Annotated in this window: 22 protein-coding genes; 11 read left to right on the top strand and 11 right to left on the bottom strand. The window is 61.0% G+C overall.

Annotated elements, in window-relative coordinates; translation table 11 throughout:
* Nucleotides 1-2: 2 nt before the first annotated feature.
* Complete coding sequence (gene fldB / locus G5229_RS06295) at nt 3-521, bottom strand: flavodoxin FldB (RefSeq protein ID WP_042082737.1); 519 nt, start codon at nt 519-521, stop codon at nt 3-5.
* Between the two features lie 250 nt (nt 522-771).
* On the opposite strand from fldB, the gene xerD reads away from it, so the two are divergent.
* Nucleotides 772-1,671 (top strand): site-specific tyrosine recombinase XerD, encoded by a 900-nt coding sequence (xerD, locus tag G5229_RS06290; protein WP_421208806.1) that lies wholly within the window; start codon nt 772-774, stop codon nt 1,669-1,671.
* A gap of 72 nt (nt 1,672-1,743) precedes the next feature.
* On the opposite strand, the gene mscL is transcribed toward xerD, so the two are convergent.
* Nucleotides 1,744-2,154, bottom strand: a complete 411-nt coding sequence (gene mscL, locus G5229_RS06285) for a large-conductance mechanosensitive channel protein MscL (protein WP_042054731.1) — start codon at nt 2,152-2,154, stop codon at nt 1,744-1,746.
* Between the two features lie 316 nt (nt 2,155-2,470).
* On the opposite strand from mscL, the gene G5229_RS06280 reads away from it, so the two are divergent.
* The 4 genes from G5229_RS06280 to nqrE all read left to right on the top strand — a co-directional run bounded on the left by G5229_RS06280 (nt 2,471) and on the right by nqrE (nt 6,283).
* The gene (locus G5229_RS06280; protein WP_216953024.1) at nt 2,471-3,118 is read left to right on the top strand and encodes a disulfide isomerase DsbC N-terminal domain-containing protein; all 648 of its coding nucleotides are present in this window, start codon (nt 2,471-2,473) and stop codon (nt 3,116-3,118) included.
* Complete coding sequence (recJ, locus tag G5229_RS06275) at nt 3,084-4,814, top strand: single-stranded-DNA-specific exonuclease RecJ (RefSeq protein WP_257691310.1); 1,731 nt, start codon at nt 3,084-3,086, stop codon at nt 4,812-4,814. The genes G5229_RS06280 and recJ overlap by 35 nt, the downstream gene beginning before the upstream one ends.
* A 278-nt stretch (nt 4,815-5,092) precedes the next feature.
* Complete coding sequence (locus G5229_RS06270; RefSeq protein ID WP_254204248.1) at nt 5,093-5,485, top strand: hypothetical protein; 393 nt, start codon at nt 5,093-5,095, stop codon at nt 5,483-5,485.
* A gap of 198 nt (nt 5,486-5,683) precedes the next feature.
* On the top strand, nt 5,684-6,283 hold the full coding sequence (nqrE, locus tag G5229_RS06265; protein ID WP_421208805.1) for an NADH:ubiquinone reductase (Na(+)-transporting) subunit E: 600 nt from the start codon (nt 5,684-5,686) through the stop codon (nt 6,281-6,283).
* Between the two features lie 65 nt (nt 6,284-6,348).
* On the opposite strand, the gene lnt is transcribed toward nqrE, so the two are convergent.
* From lnt to miaB, 5 genes are all read right to left on the bottom strand, one after another.
* Nucleotides 6,349-7,893, bottom strand: coding sequence for an apolipoprotein N-acyltransferase (lnt, locus tag G5229_RS06260; protein ID WP_421208804.1), 1,545 nt, complete (start codon nt 7,891-7,893; stop codon nt 6,349-6,351).
* 147 nt (nt 7,894-8,040) lie between these two features.
* A complete protein-coding gene (corC, locus tag G5229_RS06255; protein WP_203118663.1) occupies nt 8,041-8,925 on the bottom strand; it encodes a CNNM family magnesium/cobalt transport protein CorC in 885 nt (294 codons plus the stop codon).
* Nucleotides 8,926-9,020: 95 nt separating this feature from the next.
* Nucleotides 9,021-9,485: an rRNA maturation RNase YbeY gene (gene ybeY, locus G5229_RS06250; RefSeq protein ID WP_101529543.1), complete on the bottom strand. Its 465-nt coding sequence runs from the start codon at nt 9,483-9,485 to the stop codon at nt 9,021-9,023.
* A complete protein-coding gene (locus G5229_RS06245) occupies nt 9,482-10,531 on the bottom strand; it encodes a PhoH family protein (RefSeq protein WP_005362369.1) in 1,050 nt (349 codons plus the stop codon). Before G5229_RS06245 ends, ybeY begins: the two co-directional genes overlap by 4 nt.
* Nucleotides 10,532-10,585: 54 nt before the next feature.
* The gene (gene miaB / locus G5229_RS06240; RefSeq protein ID WP_005335132.1) at nt 10,586-12,019 is read right to left on the bottom strand and encodes a tRNA (N6-isopentenyl adenosine(37)-C2)-methylthiotransferase MiaB; all 1,434 of its coding nucleotides are present in this window, start codon (nt 12,017-12,019) and stop codon (nt 10,586-10,588) included.
* 265 nt (nt 12,020-12,284) lie between these two features.
* On the opposite strand from miaB, the gene G5229_RS06235 reads away from it, so the two are divergent.
* The 3 genes from G5229_RS06235 (at nt 12,285) to G5229_RS06225 (ending at nt 14,880) form a co-directional block, all read left to right on the top strand.
* Nucleotides 12,285-13,448, top strand: a complete 1,164-nt coding sequence (locus G5229_RS06235; protein WP_204383911.1) for an FAD-dependent oxidoreductase — start codon at nt 12,285-12,287, stop codon at nt 13,446-13,448.
* 49 nt (nt 13,449-13,497) lie between these two features.
* Nucleotides 13,498-14,064, top strand: coding sequence for a cysteine hydrolase family protein (locus G5229_RS06230; RefSeq protein WP_204383909.1), 567 nt, complete (start codon nt 13,498-13,500; stop codon nt 14,062-14,064).
* Nucleotides 14,065-14,196: 132 nt separating this feature from the next.
* Entirely contained in the window at nt 14,197-14,880 is a 684-nt protein-coding gene (locus G5229_RS06225; protein WP_421208852.1) for a cold shock domain-containing protein, read from the top strand.
* A gap of 90 nt (nt 14,881-14,970) precedes the next feature.
* Here the strand turns inward: G5229_RS06225 and G5229_RS06220 are convergent, their stop codons facing one another.
* Nucleotides 14,971-15,879 (bottom strand): LysR family transcriptional regulator, encoded by a 909-nt coding sequence (locus tag G5229_RS06220; RefSeq protein ID WP_421208803.1) that lies wholly within the window; start codon nt 15,877-15,879, stop codon nt 14,971-14,973.
* 116 nt (nt 15,880-15,995) lie between these two features.
* Here G5229_RS06220 and G5229_RS06215 point away from each other — a divergent pair, with 116 nt between their 5' ends.
* Complete coding sequence (locus G5229_RS06215; RefSeq protein ID WP_139463531.1) at nt 15,996-16,241, top strand: hypothetical protein; 246 nt, start codon at nt 15,996-15,998, stop codon at nt 16,239-16,241.
* Between the two features lie 20 nt (nt 16,242-16,261).
* Nucleotides 16,262-16,930, top strand: a complete 669-nt coding sequence (locus G5229_RS06210; RefSeq protein ID WP_216953031.1) for an HAD-IA family hydrolase — start codon at nt 16,262-16,264, stop codon at nt 16,928-16,930.
* Between the two features lie 209 nt (nt 16,931-17,139).
* Here the strand turns inward: G5229_RS06210 and dcuC are convergent, their stop codons facing one another.
* The 3 genes from dcuC to G5229_RS06195 are packed head-to-tail and all read right to left on the bottom strand — an operon-like array spanning nt 17,140 to nt 21,289.
* Nucleotides 17,140-18,501 carry a C4-dicarboxylate transporter DcuC gene (dcuC, locus tag G5229_RS06205; RefSeq protein ID WP_227342077.1) on the bottom strand — a complete coding sequence of 454 codons (1,362 nt, stop codon included), beginning with the start codon at nt 18,499-18,501 and terminating at the stop codon, nt 17,140-17,142.
* A gap of 54 nt (nt 18,502-18,555) precedes the next feature.
* Nucleotides 18,556-19,473: a ribonucleoside hydrolase RihC gene (gene rihC / locus G5229_RS06200; protein ID WP_421208802.1), complete on the bottom strand. Its 918-nt coding sequence runs from the start codon at nt 19,471-19,473 to the stop codon at nt 18,556-18,558.
* Between the two features lie 16 nt (nt 19,474-19,489).
* Nucleotides 19,490-21,289, bottom strand: coding sequence for an adenine deaminase (locus G5229_RS06195; RefSeq protein ID WP_421208801.1), 1,800 nt, complete (start codon nt 21,287-21,289; stop codon nt 19,490-19,492).
* A 135-nt stretch (nt 21,290-21,424) separates the two neighbouring features.
* Between G5229_RS06195 and G5229_RS06190 the strand changes: the two genes are divergently transcribed.
* Nucleotides 21,425-22,363: a LysR family transcriptional regulator gene (locus G5229_RS06190; protein ID WP_216953035.1), complete on the top strand. Its 939-nt coding sequence runs from the start codon at nt 21,425-21,427 to the stop codon at nt 22,361-22,363.
* Nucleotides 22,364-22,443: the final 80 nt, after the last annotated feature.

Here is a 22,443-nt window from a genome sequence, read left to right as displayed (position 1 = left end):
GATCAGAGCAGGGCGTGGATTTCGCTCAGGATCTGTTCGACCCACTGCTCGATGCGCGGATCGGTCTGGTCATACTGATTGGCATCGTCCAGCGCCAGCCCGACGAAGTGACGGCCATCGTCGATCAGTGCCTTGGAGGCATCGAATTCGTACCCTTCGTTGGGCCAGTAGCCCACCAGCTTGACCCCTTTTGGCACCAGCTGATCGTGCAGCATGCCGAGGGCGTCCTGGAACCATTCGCCATAACCGAGCTGATCGCCGAGGCCAAACAGGGCGACGATGCGTCCCTCCAGATGGAGATCGGTGATATCTTCCCAGCGGGACTCCCAGTCCTCCTGCAGTTCGCCAAAATCCCAGGTGGAGATGCCGAGGATCAGGATCTCGTAATCCTCCATCCGGCGCAGGGAGACATCCTTGATATTGTGAATATCCACCAGCTCGGGGCCGATGAGGGCGCGGATCTTCTCGGCTGCCATCTCGGTGTAGCAGGTGGTGGAACCGTAAAACAGACCAATCTTCATCGCTCTTCTCTCTGTTGGCGCTTTCTCGCTTGCTTTTGGCGCGTTCTCGCATGCTCGTGTGGGCAGCGCCATGTTGGCAACACGATGGGTAACGTAAGGGGAGGGCGCCAGTCTAGCAGATTGCCATTCGACCTTCACCGCTCGGTAAGGGGCGTGGCAAACGCGCCTTATCTTTCCAATGAAAGTGCCTTGTCTTTCCAAGGAGTTGGCGCGTTACAATGGGCCATTGATCCCCTGATTGCAGCGCACCATGAGCAAGCCTGACCCCCATCCCCTGATTGAACCCTTCCTCGACGCCCTCTGGCTGGAGCGGGGATTGTCTGACAACACGGTCAGCTCCTATCGCAGCGATCTGGAGAAGTTCTCCCTCTGGCTCGACGAGCAGGGGTGCTCGCTGCTGCTGGCGGGGATGGACGAGATCCAGCACTACCTCGCCTGGCGGGTCGATCACCAGTTTGCGGCCAGCAGCACCGCCCGCTTTCTCTCGTCCCTGCGCCGTTTCTATCAGTATCTCAACCGTGAGAAGCTGCGCAGCGATGATCCGACCGTGTTGCTGGAGGGGCCCAAGCTGCCGAAAAAACTCCCCTCAGATTTAAGCGAAACGGAAGTGGAAGCTCTACTGAGTGCGCCGCTGGTGGATGACCCGCTGGAGCTGCGGGACAAGGCGATGCTGGAGCTGCTCTACGCTACCGGGCTGCGGGTTTCCGAGCTGGTAGGGCTCACCGCCGAGCATGTCAGCCTGCGTCAGGGTTTGGTGCGTGTGGTGGGCAAGGGCAACAAGGAGCGGTTGGTGCCGATGGGCGAGGAGGCGATGTACTGGTTGGAGCGTTACTACCGTGAGGCCCGTACCCTGCTGCTGGGAGGCACCAGCTCGGACGTGGTATTTCCCTCCAAGCAGGCTCGTATGATGACCCGCCAGACCTTCTGGCATCGCATCAAGCTCTATGCCCTGCGGGCCGGGATTAACGGCGAGCTATCCCCTCACACTTTACGCCACGCCTTTGCCACCCATCTGCTCAACCACGGCGCCGACCTGCGGGTGGTACAGATGCTGCTGGGCCATGCGGATCTCTCCACCACCCAGATCTACACCCATGTGGCCAACGAGCGTCTCAAGGCGCTGCACGGGGAGCACCACCCCAGAGCCTGAGTGGCTGACCTCCCAAAAACAAAAAACCGCCAGCAGGCGGTTTTTTTATCTCTACACGACAGGAGATGGCGCTTATTTCCCTTGCTGGGATTTCAGCAGATCACGGATCTCGGTCAGCAGCTCCTGATCCTTGGTCGGGCCTGCCGGGGCGGCGGCTTCCTCTTCCTGCTTTTTCTTGAGGGTGTTGATGGCCTTCAGTCCCATGAAGATGGCGAAAGATATGATCAGAAAGTCGATGATGGTCTGGATGAACTTGCCATAGGCGATGACCACGGCGGGTGTTGTCCCTTCTGCAGCCTTCAAGGTGACCGCCAGGTCGCTGAAGTCCACGCCGCCCAGGATCAGGCCGATGGGCGGCATGATCACGTCACCGACAAAAGAGGAGACAATTTTGCCGAAGGCGGCACCGATGATGATACCGACGGCCATGTCGATGACGTTGCCGCGGGCGGCAAAGGCTTTGAACTCTTGAATCAGACTCATTATTTCCTCCGAAATTAAACAAGATAGCGCGTTGATTACCCTGGCCAAAGGGTGAACTATTGTCAGGAAAAACAGAGGCTAAGCTGCGTTATTCCTGTCGTCCTGACTAGCTTGCGGGCGTTATGAGTCCTTGGCAATCGGGGAGAACCATTTTTTTGGTACAAAGTGATATTAATTTTTTGATAATTAGCTGGTTGAATGATGAGCTGCGCTGCTGTAGTTTGCTGGGTCGATTCATTCATACCACGTGAGTAAACAAGTGAAGTATTTACTACTGGGAATGATGCTTTTGTGCACATTTGCTGCCAGAGCGGGGATGGATACCCAAACCTTGAAACAGACCATTACCGCCCGGTTAGGGGTCTCTGTTTATCTGGTGGAACAGACCCCCATTCCCGGGCTCTATATGCTGGGCACTTCACAAGGGGTGCTCTACAGCGATGCCAAGGGGAACTATGTGGTGCAGGGGGTCATGCTGGATATGACTCATAACATGAAGAACCTCACCATCTCGGGCATGCGCGAGCAGCGTCGACTGGGCTTGTCCCAGGTGACCCATACACCGGTCGTGCTCCAGGCCAGTAATGAGCGTCATCGGGTTGCGCTCTTTTTCGGTGAGCAGGATGCCGCTCGTCGCCAGCTGTCCGGCACGCTGCAACATCTGCAGGCGTCCGGGGTCAGTGTCGAGCTCTACCCCGTGATTGAACATGCAGGACAGGCTTCCCACTGGTGCAAGGATCCCCTGCTACAGAATGATCCCTTCAAAGCCTATTTGCCTCAAAAGGAATGTAGTGAGACCCTTATCGAGAATATTGGCCTGAGCCAGTGGTTGGGGGTCAAGGTACTGCCTGCCTGGGTCTCCTCTGATGGAGATCTGGTAAGGGGCTACCAGAGCCCGGAACAACTGCTCAAGATACTGGATCACATTGATGCCCCTGCAAATCCGTCGTCGTCCGCGAGTTGATGATTCCCATCTCCCCGCCACCCTGCACCCCCTGCTTCGCCAAATCTTCGCCAGCCGTGGCGTAGAGGATCCCGCTCTGCTCGAGCGCAGCGCCAGCCAGTTGCTGCCTCCCCAGCGCCTCTATGGGATGGAGCGTGCGGTGCCTCTGCTGGCGGATGCCCTGACTACCCAGAAACGGATCCTTATCGTCGGCGACTTCGACTGCGACGGCGCCACCAGCTCGGCGCTGTGTGTGCTGGCCCTGCGCGCCATGGGGGGGCGCCATATCGATTTTCTGGTGCCCAACCGCTTCGAGTTCGGTTATGGCCTCACCCCCGAGATCGTCGAGCTGGCGGTGGCCCGCGGCGCCGAGTTCCTGATCACGGTGGATAACGGCATCTCCAGCATCGCCGGGGTGGCGGCGGCCAAGGTGGCCGGAATGCAGGTACTGGTTACCGATCACCATTTGCCGGGTCAGGAGCTGCCTGATGCCGATGCCATCGTCAACCCGAACCAGCGCGGTTGCGATTTTCCCTCCAAGTCCCTGGCCGGGGTGGGGGTAGCCTTCTACCTGATGGCGGCCCTCAACACCCATCTGCGTCAGCTCGGCTGGTACGAACGGCAAGGGTTGCGCGCCCCCAATGTGGCGGATTACCTCGATCTGGTGGCCCTCGGCACGGTCGCCGACGTGGTGGCCCTCGATGGCAACAACCGCATTCTGGTCCATCAGGGGTTGCAGCGGATCCGGGCCGGGCGCTGTCGCCCCGGCATTCAGGCGCTGGTGGATGTGTCGGGCCGCGATGGTCGTCGCCTCACTGCCTCCGACCTCGGTTTTGCACTGGGGCCACGCCTCAATGCAGTAGGGCGCCTCGATGACATGTCCCTCGGGGTCGCCTGTCTGCTTTGCGATGATCTCAATCTGGCGCGCCAGCTTGCGGCCGAGATGGACAGCCTCAATCAGGAGCGCAAGGAGATCGAGCAGGGGATGCAGCAGGAGGCCCTCGCTACCCTGGAGCAGATCCGGTTTCGCGATGGCGAGGTGCCGTCGGGCATAGTGCTGCACCGCAACGAGTGGCATCAGGGGGTGGTGGGGCTGGTGGCCTCCAAGGTGAAGGAGAAGTACTACCGCCCGGTCATCGCGTTTGCCGAGAGCAGCGAGAGCGAGCTCAAGGGCTCTGGCCGCTCCATCCCCGGGGTGCATCTGCGCGATGCGCTGGAACTGCTCGACACCCGCCACCCGGGGCTGATGGGCAAGTTTGGCGGCCACGCCATGGCGGCGGGGCTGACCCTGCCCAAGGCCAATATCGAAGCGTTCGGGCGGGCCTTTGAGGCGGTCATCAGCGAGCTGGTGACGCCGGAGCTCTTGACCGGGGTGCTGCTCACCGATGGAGAGCTGCTGCCGGACGAGCTCACTCTCGAGCTGGCGGAGCTTATTCGCGCCTCCGGCCCCTGGGGTCAGGCCTTCCCCGAGCCGCTGTTTGACGGCGAATTCGTGCTAGTGCAGCAGCGGCTGGTGGGGGAGAAGCACCTCAAGATGATGCTGACTACCGATTCTGGCCACGCGGTGGATGCCATCGCCTTCGGCGTCGATATCAAGCGCTGGCCCGATGCCTCGGTCAAGCGGGTGCGGCTTGTCTACCGGCTTGACGTCAACGAGTGGCGCGGCAACCGCAGTGTGCAGCTGCTGGTGGAGCATCTGGAGGCGGCCGGTCTCTGAGCAGGTAGCATTGCTGCTCTGATCGTTGACATCGCTGACAACGGCCACCCTCGGGTGGCCGTTTTACTGTGGGCCCGGGGGTGACTCTACCGCCTTGTTATGTTGGTATTTAATTGCTGGCTTTCTTAGAAAGAGGGTTTTTAGTATCGTTTTACGTCAGTTAGTACGGTTTCAAATTCAAGAAAAAGAGGCGTTGTGATACATTCATCCCCGCATCATTTTGTTGTTTGAACGGGACTGACTCTTTGCTGCCTTTTGGCCGACTATCGACCTGGGCGATGGTCCTCGCTATCGCCAGCCTGCTGTGGTTTGCCGCTTTCGCTGCGGTAGGGGTCACTGCAACACCTCATCAGGCGTCGGTCAGGCAGAAGGTCTCGATGCAGTTGCATGAGCAATCCGATCCGGGATTGGTCAACAGTGTCGGCCTTCCTCCTGCCTCCCAGTGGCGACTCGGCTTCGAGCCGGGGCGGCGACTCGAAGGGGCCACTCATTCCGAGCGCTATCAGATGGTGCTGGCCTGGTTCCAGCACGATATCCTCGGCTTGCTCTGCGGTCTGCTACTGGTTCTCCCTCTTCTCTATGTCAGGCAGCTCCCGGTCTACTTCGGTTATTTGCACCGACGGCTGCTGCGCTGTCGCCACCTGCAATATCGTTTCTGTCACGGCGACTAGCCCACCCTGCTGGCGGGCGCCCATCCACCTTTTCACTCGGTTTGTAACGCTCCTGATTGACTGACGGGCAGGCTGATACCTGCTGCCTGCGCTCTATCGTCTGGTGCTGCGTCCGCGCTTTCTGTTGTGTCGTCCATGCTGCTGGCCATTGGCCAGAGGCAGACTTTCTCTTTGCGCAAACACCTGGTGAGCACACCTATGGACTACTACCTCAACCTGTTTATTCACTCAATCTTTGTCGAAAACCTCGCCCTGGCCTTCTTTCTGGGGATGTGTACCTTTCTGGCCGTCTCGAAGAACATCAACACCGCCTTTGGCCTTGGCATGACGATCCTGGTGGTGATGGTTATCGCCATTCCCCTCAACAACTTGATTTACCGCCATATCTTGCGGGCAGGCAGTACCTTTTTCGGGGAATTCGATCTGGGATTTCTCGATTACATCATCTACATCGGGGTGTTGGCGGCGTTGGTGCAGGTGATGGAGATGCTGCTCGACAAGTACTTCCCAAGCCTCTATCAGGCGCTCGGCATCTATCTGCCTCTGTTGACGGTGCACTGCGCCATCTTTGGCGGGGTGATGTTTATGGCGCAGCGGGATTACGATTTTGCCGAGTCGCTGGTCTACAGCGCAGGCTCCGGGCTTGGCTGGCTGCTGGCTATTGTCGCCATGGCCGGTTTGCGCCAGAAGCTGAAATACGCCGATGTCCCCGAGGGGCTGCGGGGCATCGGCATCACCTTTATCGTGGCGGGGTTGATGTCCCTCGGTTTTATGTCCTTCTCCGGTATATCGCTTTGATTGGAGATGAAAAAAACGAGGCGCCTGCGGGCGCCTCATTGTTTATCAGGGATGGCGGATGGCCATTACAGCTCGCGTGCCCAGGGGTGTGCCTTGGGGCGCAGCGCCAGCGCCAGACCCAGCAGCAGCACGGTCAGGCCGTAGAGGGGCCAGCTGCCAAAGCGCATGTAGGGGGTCTCGCCGTGGGCGGGACGCACTTCGCTGCGCAGCACGCCCGCTTCAAACTGCGGGATCTGGCCGATGATGCTGCCATCGATCTCGGTCACGATAGTGATGCCGGTGTTGGTGTCGCGCAGCAGCGGACGAGCCAGCTCCAGTGCGCGCATCCGGGCGATCTCCATATGTTGCCAGGGGCCTATGCTGGTGCCAAACCAGGCATCGTTGGAGACGGTCAGCAGGAAATCGGTATCGGCATTGACGTTGCGGCGCACCTCCTCCGGGAAGATGATCTCGTAGCAGATGGCGGCGGCGAACTTGAGCCCCTTGGCGATCAGATTCGGCTGTACTTCGTCACCCCGGCTGAAAGAGGACATCGGCAGGTTGAAGAAGGGGGCGATGGGGCGCAGCAGATCTTCAAACGGCACGAACTCGCCGATGGGCAGCAGGTGGTACTTGTTGTAACGGTTGGGGTGCCCGTAGAAGTAGGACTCCTTGCCATCCGCATCCTGCACCCCCATGCCGAGTACGGTATTGAAGAATCGTCTTTGCTCGAAATCATAGTGAATGATCCCCGCCAGCAGACCGGTGTTGTTCACCTTCATCGCCTTGTCCAGATTCTCCAGATAGGGCCCCATCTCCTTCTCGATGGCCGGGATGGCCGACTCCGGCCAGATGATAATGTCGGCATCCTGATTCTCGCGGCTGAGATCCTGATATTTGCGCACCGTCGGCACTAGCGCCTCCGGATCCCACTTGAGGGACTGGGCGATATTGCCCTGAACCAGCGCCACCTTGACCGGCTCGCCACGGGTGACCCAGCTGAGCTGCATCAGACCGTGGGCACCGGCTACCAGCAGAGCGGGCACTGCCAGCCAGAGCGGGGAGCGGGATTTCCACACCTGCCAGATGGCGGAGGCAGAGAGCAACAGGGCGAGGGTGATGCCCTGCACCCCAAGGATTGGGGCGAAGCCCCTGAGCGGGCCGTCGATCTGGCTGTAGCCAAACCAGAGCCAAGGGAAGCCGGTCATTACCCAGCCACGCAGCCAGTCCGCCAGCAGCCAGAGTGCCGGGAAGGCGAGCAGCCAGCGGCTCCAGTGACGGCCGCCAAAGAAGCGGGCGAAAACCCAGCAGGCGAGCGTCGGGTAGAGCGCCAGATAGGCGGAGAGCCCGGCCAGCAGTACGAAGGCCATCGGCAGCGGGATGCCGCCAAATTCAGTCATGCTGACGTGGATCCACCACAGGCCAGGTAAAAAGAGTCCCATGGCATAGCCAAAGCCACGCCAGGCGGCCTGCTTTGGCGTGGCTTTGTCCAGCAGGGCGTAGAGGCCCAGCAGGGAGGGGAGCACCAGCGGCCAGTAGCCAAAGGGAGAGAAAGCCAATATAGCGATGGCACCACTGGCCAGTGCGCCGAGGCTCAACAGGATTTTGGACGTAACGGGGGATAATCTCACGGGCGATGGTGCTCGTCTTGGTCTGCAACTGGGTCGAATGGCCGGTATCTTAACCTGTAAGCGGGGCAACGGCGAGCCTCGATGCCGGTGGCAGAGAGCACAACGCCCCGAGGTCGGGGCGTTGTTTCACACATTGAGCGGATCGGCTTATTGCGGCTCGGATTGCGCCGCCGCGTGGTGCTCGGGGATCTTCACCTGCAACTGCTGCAGACGACGCCGGTCGGCATGCATCACCTTGAACAGGTAGCCGTCCAGCTCGATCTCCTCGCCCTTCTTGGGCAGATGACTGAAGGCGTGCATCACCAGACCACCCACAGTATCCACCTCTTCATCGCTGAACTGGGTGCCGAAGAAGTCGTTGAAATCCTCGATCTCGGTAAGGGCACTAACCGAGAAGACCCGTTTGCTGATGCGGCGGATCTCGTCCGGCTCATCCTCGATGTCATCGAATTCGTCATCTATCTCGCCGACGATAAGCTCGAGAATGTCTTCAATGGTCACCAGACCGGAGACGCCACCAAATTCGTCGACCACGATGGCCATGTGGTAGCGCTCTTCACGGAACTCCTTGAGCAGACGGTCAACCCGTTTGCTTTCCGGCACGATCACCGTGGGGCGCAAGATTTTCTCGAGCTGCAGCGGCTCGCTGGCGTGATGGCCGCCAAACCCGAAGGGGAGCAGATCCTTGGCGAGCAGAATGCCCTCCACATGATCCTTGTCCTCGTTGATCACCGGGAAGCGGGAGTGGCCGGACTCGATGATCACCGGCAGGATTGCATCTACCGGTTGGGACTTCTCGATGGTCACCATCTGGGAGCGGGGGATCATGATATCGCGCACGCGAAGATCGGCGATCTCCAGCACCCCCTCGATCATGTCCTTGGTGTCCTGATCGATGAGGTCGCGCTCTTCGGCATCGGCTATCACGTCTACCAAATCATTGCGGTCTTTTGGCTCGCCCTGGAAGAGTTGGCTGAGTTTGTCGAGCCAGGTTTTCTTCGGCGAGCCGGTACTAGGGTGATCGTCGGTCATTTTCTCTCTTGGTTACTCGTATGAACACACTTGAAATAGTTCGGGTTATATAAGGATGGTCATCTGCTGTTTCAAGACGATGACCGTCCGGCGTTTTACTCTTCGTCGTTCAGATAAGGATCGGCAAAACCGAGCTCCTGCATGATGTCGCGCTCAAGCGCTTCCATCTCTTCGGCTTCCTCATCCTCGATATGGTCATAACCTAGCAGATGCAGACTGCCGTGCACAACCATGTGGGCCCAGTGGGCCATCAGGGGCTTGTTCTGCTCCTCGGCCTCGCGCTCTACCACCTGACGGCAGATCACCAGATCGCCGAGCAGCGGCAGCTCCAGACCGGGTGGCGCCTCGAACGGGAAGGAGAGCACGTTGGTGGGCTTGTCCTTGCCGCGATAGGTGAGGTTGAGTTCGTTGCTCTCCGCCTCGTCGACGATGCGCACCGTCACTTCTGCCTCCTGCTGGAAGCCGAGAATGGTGCCGTCGAGCCAGCCTTGCAGCTGGGCTTCGGTGGGCAGGCCGTCAGTGCTGGCACTGGCCAGCTGCAGATCCAGGGTTACGCTCATTGCTCACTCTCTTTGCTGGCGTTTGTTTGGCCGGCCACCTTCTCGGCTGCCTGTTTGGCGTCGAACGCCTCATAGGCCTGCACGATGCGGGCCACCACCGGGTGGCGCACCACGTCTTTGGATTCGAAGAAGTTGAACGACAGACCATCGACCCCTGGCAGCACTTCCAGCGCGTGGCGCAGGCCGGATTTGGCGTTGCGCGGCAGATCTACCTGGGTGATGTCACCGGTGACCACAGCCTTGGAGTTGAAGCCGATCCGGGTCAGGAACATCTTCATCTGCTCGGTGGTGGTGTTCTGGGCCTCATCGAGAATGATAAAGGCGTCATTGAGGGTTCTTCCGCGCATATAGGCGAGCGGCGCCACTTCGATGATGTTGCGCTCCATCAGCTTCTCGACCCGCTCAAAGCCCAGCATCTCGAACAGGGCGTCGTAGAGCGGGCGCAGGTAAGGATCCACCTTCTGGGAGAGATCTCCGGGCAGGAAGCCCAGTTTCTCACCCGCTTCCACCGCCGGACGGGTCAGCAGAATGCGGCGGATCTCCTGACGCTCCAGCGCATCCACGGCTGCCGCGACCGCCAGATAGGTCTTGCCGGTACCGGCCGGGCCGATGCCGAAGCAGATGTCGTGGCGCACGATATTGGCGATGTACTGGGCCTGATTTGGGCTGCGTGGTTTGATGAGACCGCGCTTGGTCTTGACCGTCACCTCCTTGCCATAGGGGATGCTAGGCGCCGGTTCGTCATCCTGCTCCAGCACCCGCGACTCCTGAATGGCCAGATGGACCATATCGGGAGTGATATCGGTCACCTTGCCACCCTTGAGGGGCTGGGTTTCCACATAGAGGTGCTTGAGGATGACGGCGGCGGCATCCAGCTGGGCCGGTTTGCCCACCAACTGGAAGTGGCTGTCACGGTAGCTGATCTCGACGCCGAGGCGGCGCTCCAGCTGCTTGATGTTGTCATCGAAGGGGCCGCACAGGCTGGCAAGGCGCTGGTTGTCGGCGGGCTCCAGATGCAGATTCAGGGTCGAGATGTGTCGGCTCAAAATATCCTCGTCTCAAGGCGCTCCCCATCCGCCGGGCGAATGGGGAGGAGGGGATTAATGGGGAGTGAAGGCGGCCACGCCCAGCTCGTCCGGTACGTTATCCGGGCGACGGGCCAGGATTTCGCTCGGTGCGGTGGCGATCCGCAGGTTCATCTCGCTCTCGCCGCGGATGAACTTGCCGCGCAGGGAGTTGGGACGCACCTCGGTGATCTCCACGTCGGCAAAGCCGCCGATCAGGGTGTGCTGGCCTTCGAAGTTGACCACCCGGTTGTTCTCGGTGCGACCGCACAGCTGCATCGGATCGAGCTTGGAGGGCCCTTCCACCAGGATGCGCTGGGTGGTGCCCAGCATGGCGCGGCCAATCTGCATCGCCTGGTTGTTGATGACGTGCTGCAGGCGGGCCAGACGGGCTTTCTTCACTTCCATGTCGACATCGTCGGGCATGTCGGCGGCCGGGGTGCCCGGGCGCGGACTGAAGATGAAGCTGAAGCTCATGTCGAAACCCACATCCTCGATCAGCTTCATGGTGGCCTCGAAATCCTCATCGGTTTCGTTCGGGAAGCCAACGATGAAATCGGAGCTGATGGTGATGTCGGGACGGGCGGCACGCAGGCGACGGATCTTGGATTTGTACTCCAGGATGGTGTGCGGGCGCTTCATCATGGTCAGAATACGGTCGGAGCCGCTCTGCACCGGCAGGTGCAGGAAGCTGACCACTTCCGGGGTGTCTTTGTAGACTTCGATGATGTCGTCGGTGAACTCGATCGGATGGCTGGTGGTGTAGCGAATGCGATCGATACCGTCGATGGCGGCCACCAGACGCAGCAACTCGGCGAAGGTACAGATGCCGCCATCAAAGGTCGGGCCGCGGTAGGCGTTGACGTTCTGGCCGAGCAGGTTCACTTCGCGCACGCCCTGCTGGGCGAGCTGGGCGATTTCGTAGAGCACGTCGTCCAGTGGGCGGCTCACCTCTTCACCGCGGGTGTAGGGCACCACGCAGTAAGTACAGTATTTGGAGCAGCCTTCCATGATGGAGACGAACGCGGTGGCCCCTTCGGCGCGCGGTTCGGGCAGACTGTCGAATTTTTCGATCTCGGGGAAGGCGATATCAACCTGGGCACCACGGCCCTCTTGCACTTCCTTGATCATGGCGGGCAGGCGATGCAGGGTCTGCGGGCCGAACACGATATCCACATAGGGAGCGCGCTGGCGGATGGCATCGCCCTCCTGAGAGGCAACGCAGCCACCCACGCCGATCACCAGACCGGGCTTGTTGGCCTTGAGCTTTTTCCAGCGTCCCAGCTGGTGGAACACCTTCTCCTGCGCCTTTTCGCGGATGGAGCAGGTATTCAGCAGCAAGACATCTGCCTCTTCGGGCTCTTCGGTAAGGGTGTAGCCATTACTGGCATCCAACAGGTCGGCCATTTTGGACGAGTCATACTCGTTCATCTGGCAACCCCAGGTTTTAATGTGAAGTTTCTTGCTCATTGCTTCTCTTGACTTGTTTTGAAATCGGCATGGTCAAAGGACCGCGCATTTTACTCCGCAATCTGGATACTGCCTAGCTAATATCCAGCTGGCAATGGTGCTCACCCGATACCTGTTGCCAGCAAGCTCAATAAGCTTTCTCCTTGATTTGACGCAGCAATTCCCCGTTTGTCTCACTGTTTATCAGTCGCCCTTGCGCTATCATGCTGCCATCCGGTTCACGTCCGGGCGCTGTCGCCGGACGCACCCTTTCAGGAATACATGTATGGAACAGTGTGATATCGCCATCGTCGGTGCCGGCATGGTGGGCGCCGCCACCGCCTGTCTGCTTGCGGCTCAGGGTCTCTCGGTGCGGGTCATCGAGACCCAACTGCCGGAGCATTACGCGCCGGAGCAGCCGCTGGATCTGCGGGTCTCCGCCATCAGTCAGGCCTCGGTGGCGCTGCTGGAGCAGGCCGGTGCCTGGCACCATCTGCAGCAGATGCGGCTCTGCCCCTATCGCCGGCTGGAGACCTGGGAGCTGGATGGCTTTGCCACCCGCTTCAATGCCGCCGATCTCGGTCTGCCCCAGCTTGGCTACATCATCGAAAACCGGCTCGTGCAGCTCGCCCTGCTCAAGCGGATGGAAGAGTTTCCTACCATCCAGACCCACACCCCGGCGGCTGTGACCAGCCTGCGCCAGAGTGCGGATGAAGCTGTGCTGACTCTGGATGACGGCTCCGAGCTGGCCGCGCGCTGGGTGCTGGCTTGCGACGGCGCCGAATCCCACACCCGCAAGCTGGCGGGTATCGGCGTATCGCGCTTCGAGTACCGCCAGCACTGCATGCTGATCAATATCGACACCGATTTTGCGCAGGAAGATATCACCTGGCAGCAGTTCACCCCGAGCGGCCCGCGCGCCTTCCTGCCATTACCAGGCCAGCACGGCTCTCTGGTGTGGTATGACAGCCCGGCCCGGATCCGCGCTCTGGCGGCCATGAGCAACGAAGGGCTTGCCGCCGAAGTGCGCCGCCACTTCCCGAGTCGGCTCGGCGGGTTCACCGTCACCGGCAAGGGGAGCTTCCCGCTGGTGCGCCGCCACGCCAACGACTATCACGTCGGTCGGGTGGTGCTGCTTGGCGATGCTGCCCACACCATCAACCCGCTGGCGGGGCAGGGGGTCAACCTCGGCTTCAAGGATGTCGCCTGCTGGGTCGACTTGCTGCAAGGTGCTGGCGCTGACTGGCATCAACTTGTGCTGGCCGAGCGCTACGAGCGGCGCCGTCGTCCCGACAACCTGCTGATGCAGTCGGGGATGGATCTCTTCTACGGGGTGTTCAGCAACGAGATTGGCCTCCTCAAGCTGGCCCGCAATCTGGCCCTCAATCTGGCGGACAAGGCAGGCCCGCTCAAGGAGATGGCGCTGCGATATGCACTGGGGCTGGTTTGACAGATAGAAACCAGATAGCACGGGCTGAATGCGCTAAGGAGCAAAGGTGATGAACAAGGCACTGCTGGTGATCGATTTTATCAACGATATTGCCCACCCCGACGGGCGCATTGCCGCCTCCGCAGCCCATGTGCTGGAGCAGGATGCCATCGCGCATGCCAATCAGGCGCTGGCCCATGCCCGCGCCAACGGCTGGCTGGTAGTGCTGATCAAGGTGGGCTTTGACGGCGGCTATCAGCTGCAGCCCAAGGGATCTCCCATGTTTGGTCGCGCTCACCAGTTGGGGGCGCTCTCCTTGGCTGACAGCGGCACCGACTTTCATCCGGATCTGGATGTGCAGCCCGGCGATCTGGTGCTGACCAAGCCCAGGGTCAGCTCCTTCTATGGCACGGCGCTGGAGCCTGCGCTGCGGGCCAATCACATCGACCACCTCTATCTGTGCGGGGTGAGCACCAGCTGGGCCATTCAGGCGGCAGCGCGGGATGGTCACGATCGCGACTACGCCATCACCATTCTGGATGATGCCTGCGCCGCCGCAGATGCCACCGAGCATCACACCTCGCTGCGGATGCTGGGTCGCATCGCCGAGATCATCAAGGTGTCCCAGCTGGCTTGATCCTTAACGCAGGCTGCGCCCGATCACCGTGTTGAGATTGACTCTGCAGATCCCTGTTGGGCCGCTGCGCTTTTGGGCAACATGATTGTCGGGCAAGATAGTGCTCACATGGATAACAACAAGGATGGACAGATGCGTTATCAGGGACGGATCGCGAGCTGGAACGAGGCGCGCGGCTTTGGATTTATTACGCCGGAGCAAAATGGCGCCGAGCAGACAATCAATGGATCACGCGGTGCAGGGCTGTTTGTGCATGTTACGGCGCTGCAATCAGATGGCCGGGTGCCCGAGCCGGGGGAGCGTGTCACCTATCTGATCGGCAGTGGTCAGGATGGCAAGCCAAGGGCGTTGCAGGTCTTTTTCCCCGATCGCCCGCTCACGTTGGCGGGTGTTGTGCCGTCGGTCGCACCATCAGCAGCAAGATCAGCCGCATCATCGGCGGCGCCTGCATTTCGGGCGGCAAGTCAGCCGCCAAGACCCACTTTTACCAGAGAGCGGAGTAACCCCTATCGACGTCGCAAGAGCAGCTGGAGTGGTAAATTGCTCCCCCTGTTGCTGCTCGTCGGCCTCTTTTCCATCTATTCCCGCTTCTTTGCCTATTTGCCGCCCGCATCGCCAGTTACTCAAGAGGAGGTTAGTCCCACCTTCAGTACGCCACAGGCAGCGACCTTTACTCGCCAGTGTGATGGTCGGCAGCATTGCTCCCAGATGACCTCCTGCGAGGAGGCAACCTGGTTTTTACAAAACTGCCCTGGTACCAAGATGGATGGGGAAGGAGATGGCATCCCCTGTGAAGATCAGTGGTGTGTTAATTGAAATGCTTTGATTCACAAAGGCCCGATTAATTCATCTCGATTGCTGAGCGCTATCTTCTCCTGGTTCCGTCTGCGGGAGTTTTTGGCTGGGTCAGCGATCGATTGTGGCTGGGTGCGGTGCGGGATGGGGATCGAGGACCAGCTGCACGAAGCGATCGCGGATCGGGTCGGCAAAGGCGGGGTTCCACACCAGACTTATCTCCCACTCGGAACAGGGGCCAAAGAGGGGATAGAGGGTGACGTCCGGGCCCGCGATAAAGCTGACGCTGTGCGGCAGGATGGCATTACCTATGCCTGCCGCAACCAATGCCACCAGAGTCTGAATATCCTCTGCCTCTTGAACCATGCCGGTCAGCCGGTTGGCGCCGAGAAACCCGGCGATCTGCCGGGTTAGGCCGGGACAACGGTAGCCCACCATCTGCAACAGGGGTTGACTGGTCAGTGCCTGCTGGACGTCAAACGATGACGGATCTGGCTGGGTCATCCGGGTTGGCACCGCCAGTACCAGCCGGTCGGTCAGCAGCCGATGCTCCTGCAACAGCGGAGTCTCTGGCCGACGCATAAAACCAAGTTGCAACTGGCCGGAGAGCAGCTGCTCCTGCTGGATCGCGGAGGGCATATCCTGCAGATGGACCATCACGTCCGTGACCTGCTGTTTGAAGCGGGCCACCAGCGCAGGGGCCAGCGCGAAACTCGACAGGCCAAACCCAATCTTGAGCCGACCGGCCACGCCACTCGCCACTGCCAGCGCGTGACGTTCAAACTCCCTGCCGTGTTTGACCAGTGCGCTTGCCTGAGTGAGCAGCTGGGCGCCGAGCGCCGTCAGCTCGGCACCATGGCGGCCCCGCTTGAACAGGGTGCAGCCCAGCGTCTGCTCCAGCCCCTGGATCTGCTTGGTGAGGGCCGGTTGGGTAATGAAGAGGCGATTGGCCGCTTCCCGGTAGTTGGCGATCTCGGCCAGCGTCACAAACGCCTGCAGTTGCCTCAAGTCGAATTTCATTCCAATTGGTTATCCAAAGTGGCGATTTATTGATTATAAATTATCTAATCGCCTTGTTCTAATGGCTCGGCAAGGGGGGAATCGCCCTCCTCTGAACCGGAACAAGGAGCCATATCATGTCTACCCAACGTTATCTGTTTTTGATCAAGGGCAAGCTGGTGCTGGCTCAGCCGTTGGCGGCCCCGGAGACTGGGGAGCTGCTCGCCAGCCTGTTGCAACAGGGGTTTGTGGTCGGCCCCTTGCAAGTGTGGGCTGGCAGTGCCGAGCAGGCGCTCGCCTGTTATGAGCGTGCCGCCCAGCAGCAGGCCTTTGCCGATGCGCTCTCTGGCTCTCTGCCCGAGCTGGCCGGGGTGCCTGTATGAGTGTCTGTATGAGTGCTGGCATGAACACGATCACCCTGTCGGTATCCGCCCTGCTGCTCGATATGGATGGCACCCTGGTCTGCTCGACAGGCGATGTGGAGCAGGTATGGCAGCTCTGGTGTCGCGAACATCTGCTCGATCCCGAGCCAGTGTTGGCGATGTGCCACGGTATACGTTCGCGCGAGGTGATCCGGGAGCTGGCCCCGCAGCTGGATGTGGAGCGGGAAGCGGCGCGGCTCGACGAGCTGGAGATGCTGCATACCGGCGGCGACGCCATCGCAGGAGCTGGCGAGTTGCTGCGCCATTTGCCGCCAGAGCTTTGGGCCATCGTGACCTCCGCCAGTGAGCAGGTTGCCCGTCACCGCCTGAATTGTGCCGGTTTGCCGCTGCCGGCCGTGCTGGTGGGGGCCGAAGCTGTGATCAATGGCAAACCCGATCCCGAGCCCTATCTGCTGGGCGCTGTACGGCTTGGCGTGTCGCCCGCTCGTTGCTTGGTGTTCGAGGATGCCCCGGCCGGTATCGAGAGCGCCCTGCGTGCAGGTTGCACCGTGGTGCAGGTAGGGGGCGATGCGCCGCTCAATCCGGCGGTGGTGGCGGTGATCCGCGACTGGCGCGAGGTGAGAGTGGTGTCAGGGAAAGGCGAGTCCTTGCTGGTGATGCTGTCGATGCAGGGCGCCAACCAAGAATGACGGCACGAGAGCTCTGGGAGTTGAATTAGGGGGCTGAGCCTGATGGCTGGCGGTCAGTTACTCAGGCGTATGTGGCTCTTGGTCGCAAAAGTTATAGACGATCCCCACCGATTATCTTCCGGGCGTTTACATGCAGTGGGTTCACTTTCAACCGGAGGTAAAAAACCGTCTGCAGGCGACCGGATTGATCGCCTGCAGATGGAGCTGGTTTAGCTGAACAGCAGGTAGGAGAGGGTCATGCAGCAGATGATGCCCGAGATGATGGGCACCGAGGTGCGCTTGATGATCTCGATGGGATTGCTGCCGGTGATCGAGGCGATGACGATGATCACCGCGGCGACCGGCGACATGGATCGGATCAGGTTGGCAGTGAGCTGCATCGGCAGGGCCACCGCGACACTGTTGACGCCGACCTTCTCAGTGATCTCGGGAATGATGTTGATAAAGGAGTAGAAGACTGCCAGCCCACTGCCGCTGATAAAGCCGATCAGCGCCGCCGTACCGGAGAAGAAGAACATCAAGATGGAGCCGACGCCGTCGATGTGTTTCACGCTATCGACCAGGGTATCGATGATGCCGATGGCTTTCAGTCCCTCCACCAGCATGCTGGCCGCTACTATGAGCGAGACCACCTGAGCCAGACCCGTCCCCATGCCGGTGAAGAAGATGGCGAACTCCTTGCTGGTCTCCTTGATATTGCCTTTGCGCAAGAGTTCTACCCCTATGGTGAGCAGCAGGCAGACGAAGGTGATCTCCACCAGCCCGAGGGAGATATGGGTGAAGCAGATGCCGAACAGCAGTACCAGCACCAGCGGCAGTACAGGGAAGAGGCCGTAGTAGGCGGGTGGCAAGCCGGTGGGCACGGCGAGCGATTCCTCTTTTTCCTCCAGTCCGCTGCGCGACTGCTGCCGCTTGTCCATCGCCTTCTGCCAGAAGTAGTGCACCACTGCCATCAACGCCAGTGTCGGCAGCGAGATGGGGGCGTGGTAGGAGACGATGTACTCCACCAGCGGGATGCCCAGCTTCTGGGCGGCCAGCACGTTATCGGCCCCCAGCGGGCTGGGCATGATGGTGGCAGTGGTGGCAATGACGGCCCCCGCGGTGAGGGAGGACATGTTCGATGCCTTCAGTACCGGATAGAGGGTCGCCATCAGCAACACTGCCAGACTGGCAGCGCTTGGCACCACCAGCGAGAGCAGATTGCCCAATAGGAAAATCACCGGCACCAGCAGGTAGGGGGAGCGGATGCGACTCAAGGGGCGGGTCAGCAGCATCACGGTGACGTCGTTGGCGCCGATGTGGCTCATGTAGCTGGAGAAGCCGAACAGCACCATGATGGTGAGGCCGACATTGCCCATCTGGCTGATGAAGATCTGCTTGATCTGGACGAAGGGATCAAGCCAGCTTAGGCCGCTGCTCTGCGCCGCAGGCAGCAGGGGGTGGCCCAGTCCGACGGCGGCAAACATCAGCAGCAGCCCGGCGCCAAACAGCACTATCTTGGCATCGTAGTTTTTGGCGATGAGATAGCCGCAGATGACCAGGATCAGGGTGCTGACAATTATTTCCAGCATGTTTCCAACACTCTCTTCTTGATGTGAATGGGCCAGCGGGCTGGCGGTTCGGGATCAGATGGCGCGGGCAAGGGTCTCCATGCACCAGGCCCTGAATCCGGGCACGTCGATATCGAGACACACCTCGGCGTTGGGCGGGCGTTTGAGCCGGTTGTTGATATCCACCGAGGTGGTGCCGAGGGTGTGCTCACCCCGGGTCTCGATGGCCACATGGCAGGCCCGGGTGATAAAGAGATCGGGGCGCACCAGATAGGCAATGGCGCAGAGATCGTGCATCTTGAGCCCGGTCTGCATACTGCCGCCGCGATAGTGGCCGAACAGGGCGTGGAGCATGGCGCCGGTGCGGTTGAGGGCGGGCAGCGCCGCAATCATCTCGCCGGTCAGGGTGGCCCGGCTGGTGACATCGAGTCCGCACATCACGATGGGCAGACCGCTGCTGAAGACGATGTGAGCCGCCTCCGGATCCACGTAGATATTGAACTCGGCATTGGGGGTGTGGTTGCCCCGACCGGCCGAGCCGCCCATCAACACGATCCGCGCGATCTTCTCCCGACACTCGGGGTGCAGGGTGAGCAGCAGGGCGATATTGGTCAGCGGCCCGATGGGCACCAGCGTCATGGATTGTTCGCTGGCGAGCAGGGTGGCCTTCATGGCTTCGACGGCATGCTCCGGTATCGGCTGTTGCCCGGGTTCGGCAAACTGGTAACCATCGAGGCCGGAGTGGCCGTGGATATGGCTGGCATTGTCGAGGGGGCGCACGAGGGGCTGGCTGGCCCCCTGTGCCACCGGCACCTCTTGGCCGAAAAAGTGCAGCAGGCGCAGGGCGTTGCGGGTGGTCTTGCTGACATCGACGTTGCCGGCGACCGTGGTGATGAGCGCCAGCTCGATGCCGGGGTGAAACAGGGCGGCGGCGATGGCAACGGCATCGTCGATGCCGGGGTCGGTATCCAGAATAATGGCGACAGGGTTCACGCTGTTCTCCTCGAGGTTAATCGGCTTGGCTGGCATCGTGGGGCCAGCAGCAGATAAAGGGGTCGACAATCTCGCGGGTCAGGCCATCGGTGAGGCCGAGATCGGTCAGATGGGGCCCCGCATTGCAGGCAAGGCAGGTTCCCTCGATGGCCTTGAAGACACGGTAGGGGGGCTCCCACTCCACCACCTTGCCGCTCACTTCGCGCAGAGCGTGGAAGCTGGCGGCCAGCTCGCTGGCCGGCAGGTCGGAGAGCATGCCGGCGATGGGCATGGCAACGTGGGCCAGCACCTCACCCTGCTGGACGACCGCCATGCCGCCCCCGCTGGTGATCAGAGTGTTGGCGGCCAGCATCATCTCTTGCGGGTCGCGCCCCAGCACCACCAGATTGTGGGAGTCGTGGGAGTAGCTGGTGGCGATGGCCCCTTGCAGCTCGCCCCACCCCTCCAGCAGCGCCAGCCGGGTGCCCGCCTGATGGCGGCCATGGCGGTGTTGCACCGAGATGAGGCTAAATCCCGCAGGCACGATGACCCGACCATCCCGAACCTCAACCTCGGTTTCACTCCACTGGGTGAAGCGAGCCCCCTTGATGGTCTTGAAGCGGGCCCGACCCGCAGTCAGCCCGGGTACCCGGATGATGAACTCCTCCTGCGTGCACAGGGGGATCTGCATGGTATCGCGCGGCGCCTGACAACCGGCGACATGCTCGGAGGGTTTGAGAATGGCGCCATGGCGGGCGACCCGCTGACCACCGCTGTAGACCCAGAGCGGGTTGAGATCGGTGAGGTTGTCGAACACCACCAGGTCGGCGCAGCGGCCGGCAGCAACCAGCCCCAGATCGTTGCGCTGCAGCCGGATGGCGGCATTGAGGGTGGCCATCCGCAGCACGTCGGGCACCGCCAGCCCCAGCTCTGCCAGCAGCTTGACCAGCGCAATCATGCCCCCTTTCTCCAGCAGCATGTCGGGCGGCACATCGTCGGTACAGAGGGTGATTTGGGAGGAGAGGTGGGGCAGCTGTTTCAGCGCAGCGACGATCTCCGGCAGCAGGTAGGGGTGGGAGCCGCGCAGCTGGAGGGTGAGCCCGGCCCGCAGCTTCTCCAGCGCATCGGCAGCCGAGGTGAGTTCGTGATCCGAGCTGACCCCGGCGGCCAGATAGGCTTGCAGCCGGTGACCAGTGAGGCCCCGGGCATGTCCCTCAATCAGGGCATTGCGCTGCAAACCGGCGTGCAGGATGCCGGTCATCCGCTCGCTGCCGCCCAGCACCCCCTGCATGTCCATCACCTCGGCGATCCCCGCCACCTCTGGCCACTCCAGCATGGTGGCCATCTCAGGGCCGTGGAAGTCGGCGCCCGACATCTCGAGACCCGGCGTCGAGGGAACGCTGGAGGGGGCGGCGCAGATGACCCGCAGCGGCAGATTGCGGCTGGCGTCGATGGCATAGCGTACCCCCGCCAGCCCGAGCACATTGGCCAGCTCGTGGGGATCCCAGCAGATGGTGGTGGTGCCCTGCGCGACCACCACATCGGCGTAGCGCTCCGGCGTCAGGTGGGAGCTCTCCACATGGACATGGCTGTCGATAAGACCGGGCGAGAGATAGGCGCCGGCCAGATCGTGGGTCTCGCGTGCCTGCTGGAAGGTGCCGACCGGATGGACGCTGGCGATCAGCGGGCCGACCAACCCCACGTCGACGGGGCGGATCTCGCCGGTCACCATGTCGATCAGGTTGGCGTTGGTCAGCAGCAGATCGAAGGGGGCTTCGCCGAGGGCTGCCTGCACGGCGCGGCGGCGCAAGTTGAGGGATGCATCTTGTTCACACATGAAGGAGATGGCCTGACAAGGGGAATAATGGGCCCACTTTAAGGAGGGGATTGGCCCGTGCATAGCGCAAAGAATTTATAACTGGATAAGAAAGGGTTATGCTGCTGCAAACGTTTTTCTCCGGTTGTCGATTTCATGTCCGAACCCTGGCGCCGTCTGCCTGCGCTCTCTCTCAAGCAGATCCAGTATTTTGTCACGCTGGCCCAGCTGCGCCACTTCACCGAAACGGCCAATCAGATGGCCATCAGCCAGCCCGCCCTGAGCAGTGCCCTGCGCCAGATTGAATCTGTGCTTGGCGGTAAACTGTTTCACCGTACCGCGCAGGCGGTTACCCTGACCGAACAGGGGGAGGCGATCCTGCCCCACGCCAAAGGGCTGCTCAATGTAGCCCACGCCGCTTTTTCCGATATGCAGCAGGTGATGGTCGAAGGGGGCGATGGCACCCTGCGCATCGGTCTGATCCCGTCGGCCTGCACCCTGATGTTTCCGCTGGCGGCCGCCCGTCTGCAGCAGCAATTTCCGGGCTTGCGGGTCGAGTTTCAGGATCACACCAACGACGGTCTGTTGCAGGCGCTGGCCGAGGGGGCTCTGGATGCGGGAATTGGCGTGCTGGATGGCGAGTTGCCCGACTCGCTGGAGGTGACGCCGCTGCTGGACGATGCGCTGGTGGCGGTGATCAACCAGCAGGATCCGCTGGCAGGGGAAGAGGCCATCAGCTGGCATGAGCTGACCCGCCGCGACATCGCCCTTTTTGCCAGAGGCAACGTCAGCCGGCAGGTCAACGGACTGGCCCAGAGCCAGTTGCCCGGGCTCAAGCCCAGATACACCACAGATTATGTCGAGACGCTTTACGGCTTGGTGCGCTCAGGGTTGGCAGTTGCTATCCTGCCCGGACTCTATGCCGCGAACCTGCGCGATCCCCAGCTGAAAGTCGTGGCGCTGCACGAGCCAGTGCTGAGTCGAACCCTGGCGCTGATGTGGGCGAAAGGACTCTCCCGATCAACTCGCATCGACGAAGGGCGAGCCCTGCTGCGCGCCACCATTATCGAACAGCTAAGTAGTCAGCACGGCTGAGGCTGGCACGAGGTGAAGGTGGAACCTGGAGAGACATCCCTGCTGGTGACGCTGCCCGCCTGAGCTGTGGTGCGAGTGCG

Source organism: Aeromonas sp. 602396 (genome assembly GCF_049173735.1).
In the GTDB taxonomy this organism is placed as follows: domain Bacteria; phylum Pseudomonadota; class Gammaproteobacteria; order Enterobacterales; family Aeromonadaceae; genus Aeromonas; species Aeromonas veronii_A.
This window is presented reverse-complemented; position numbering and strand designations above follow the sequence as displayed.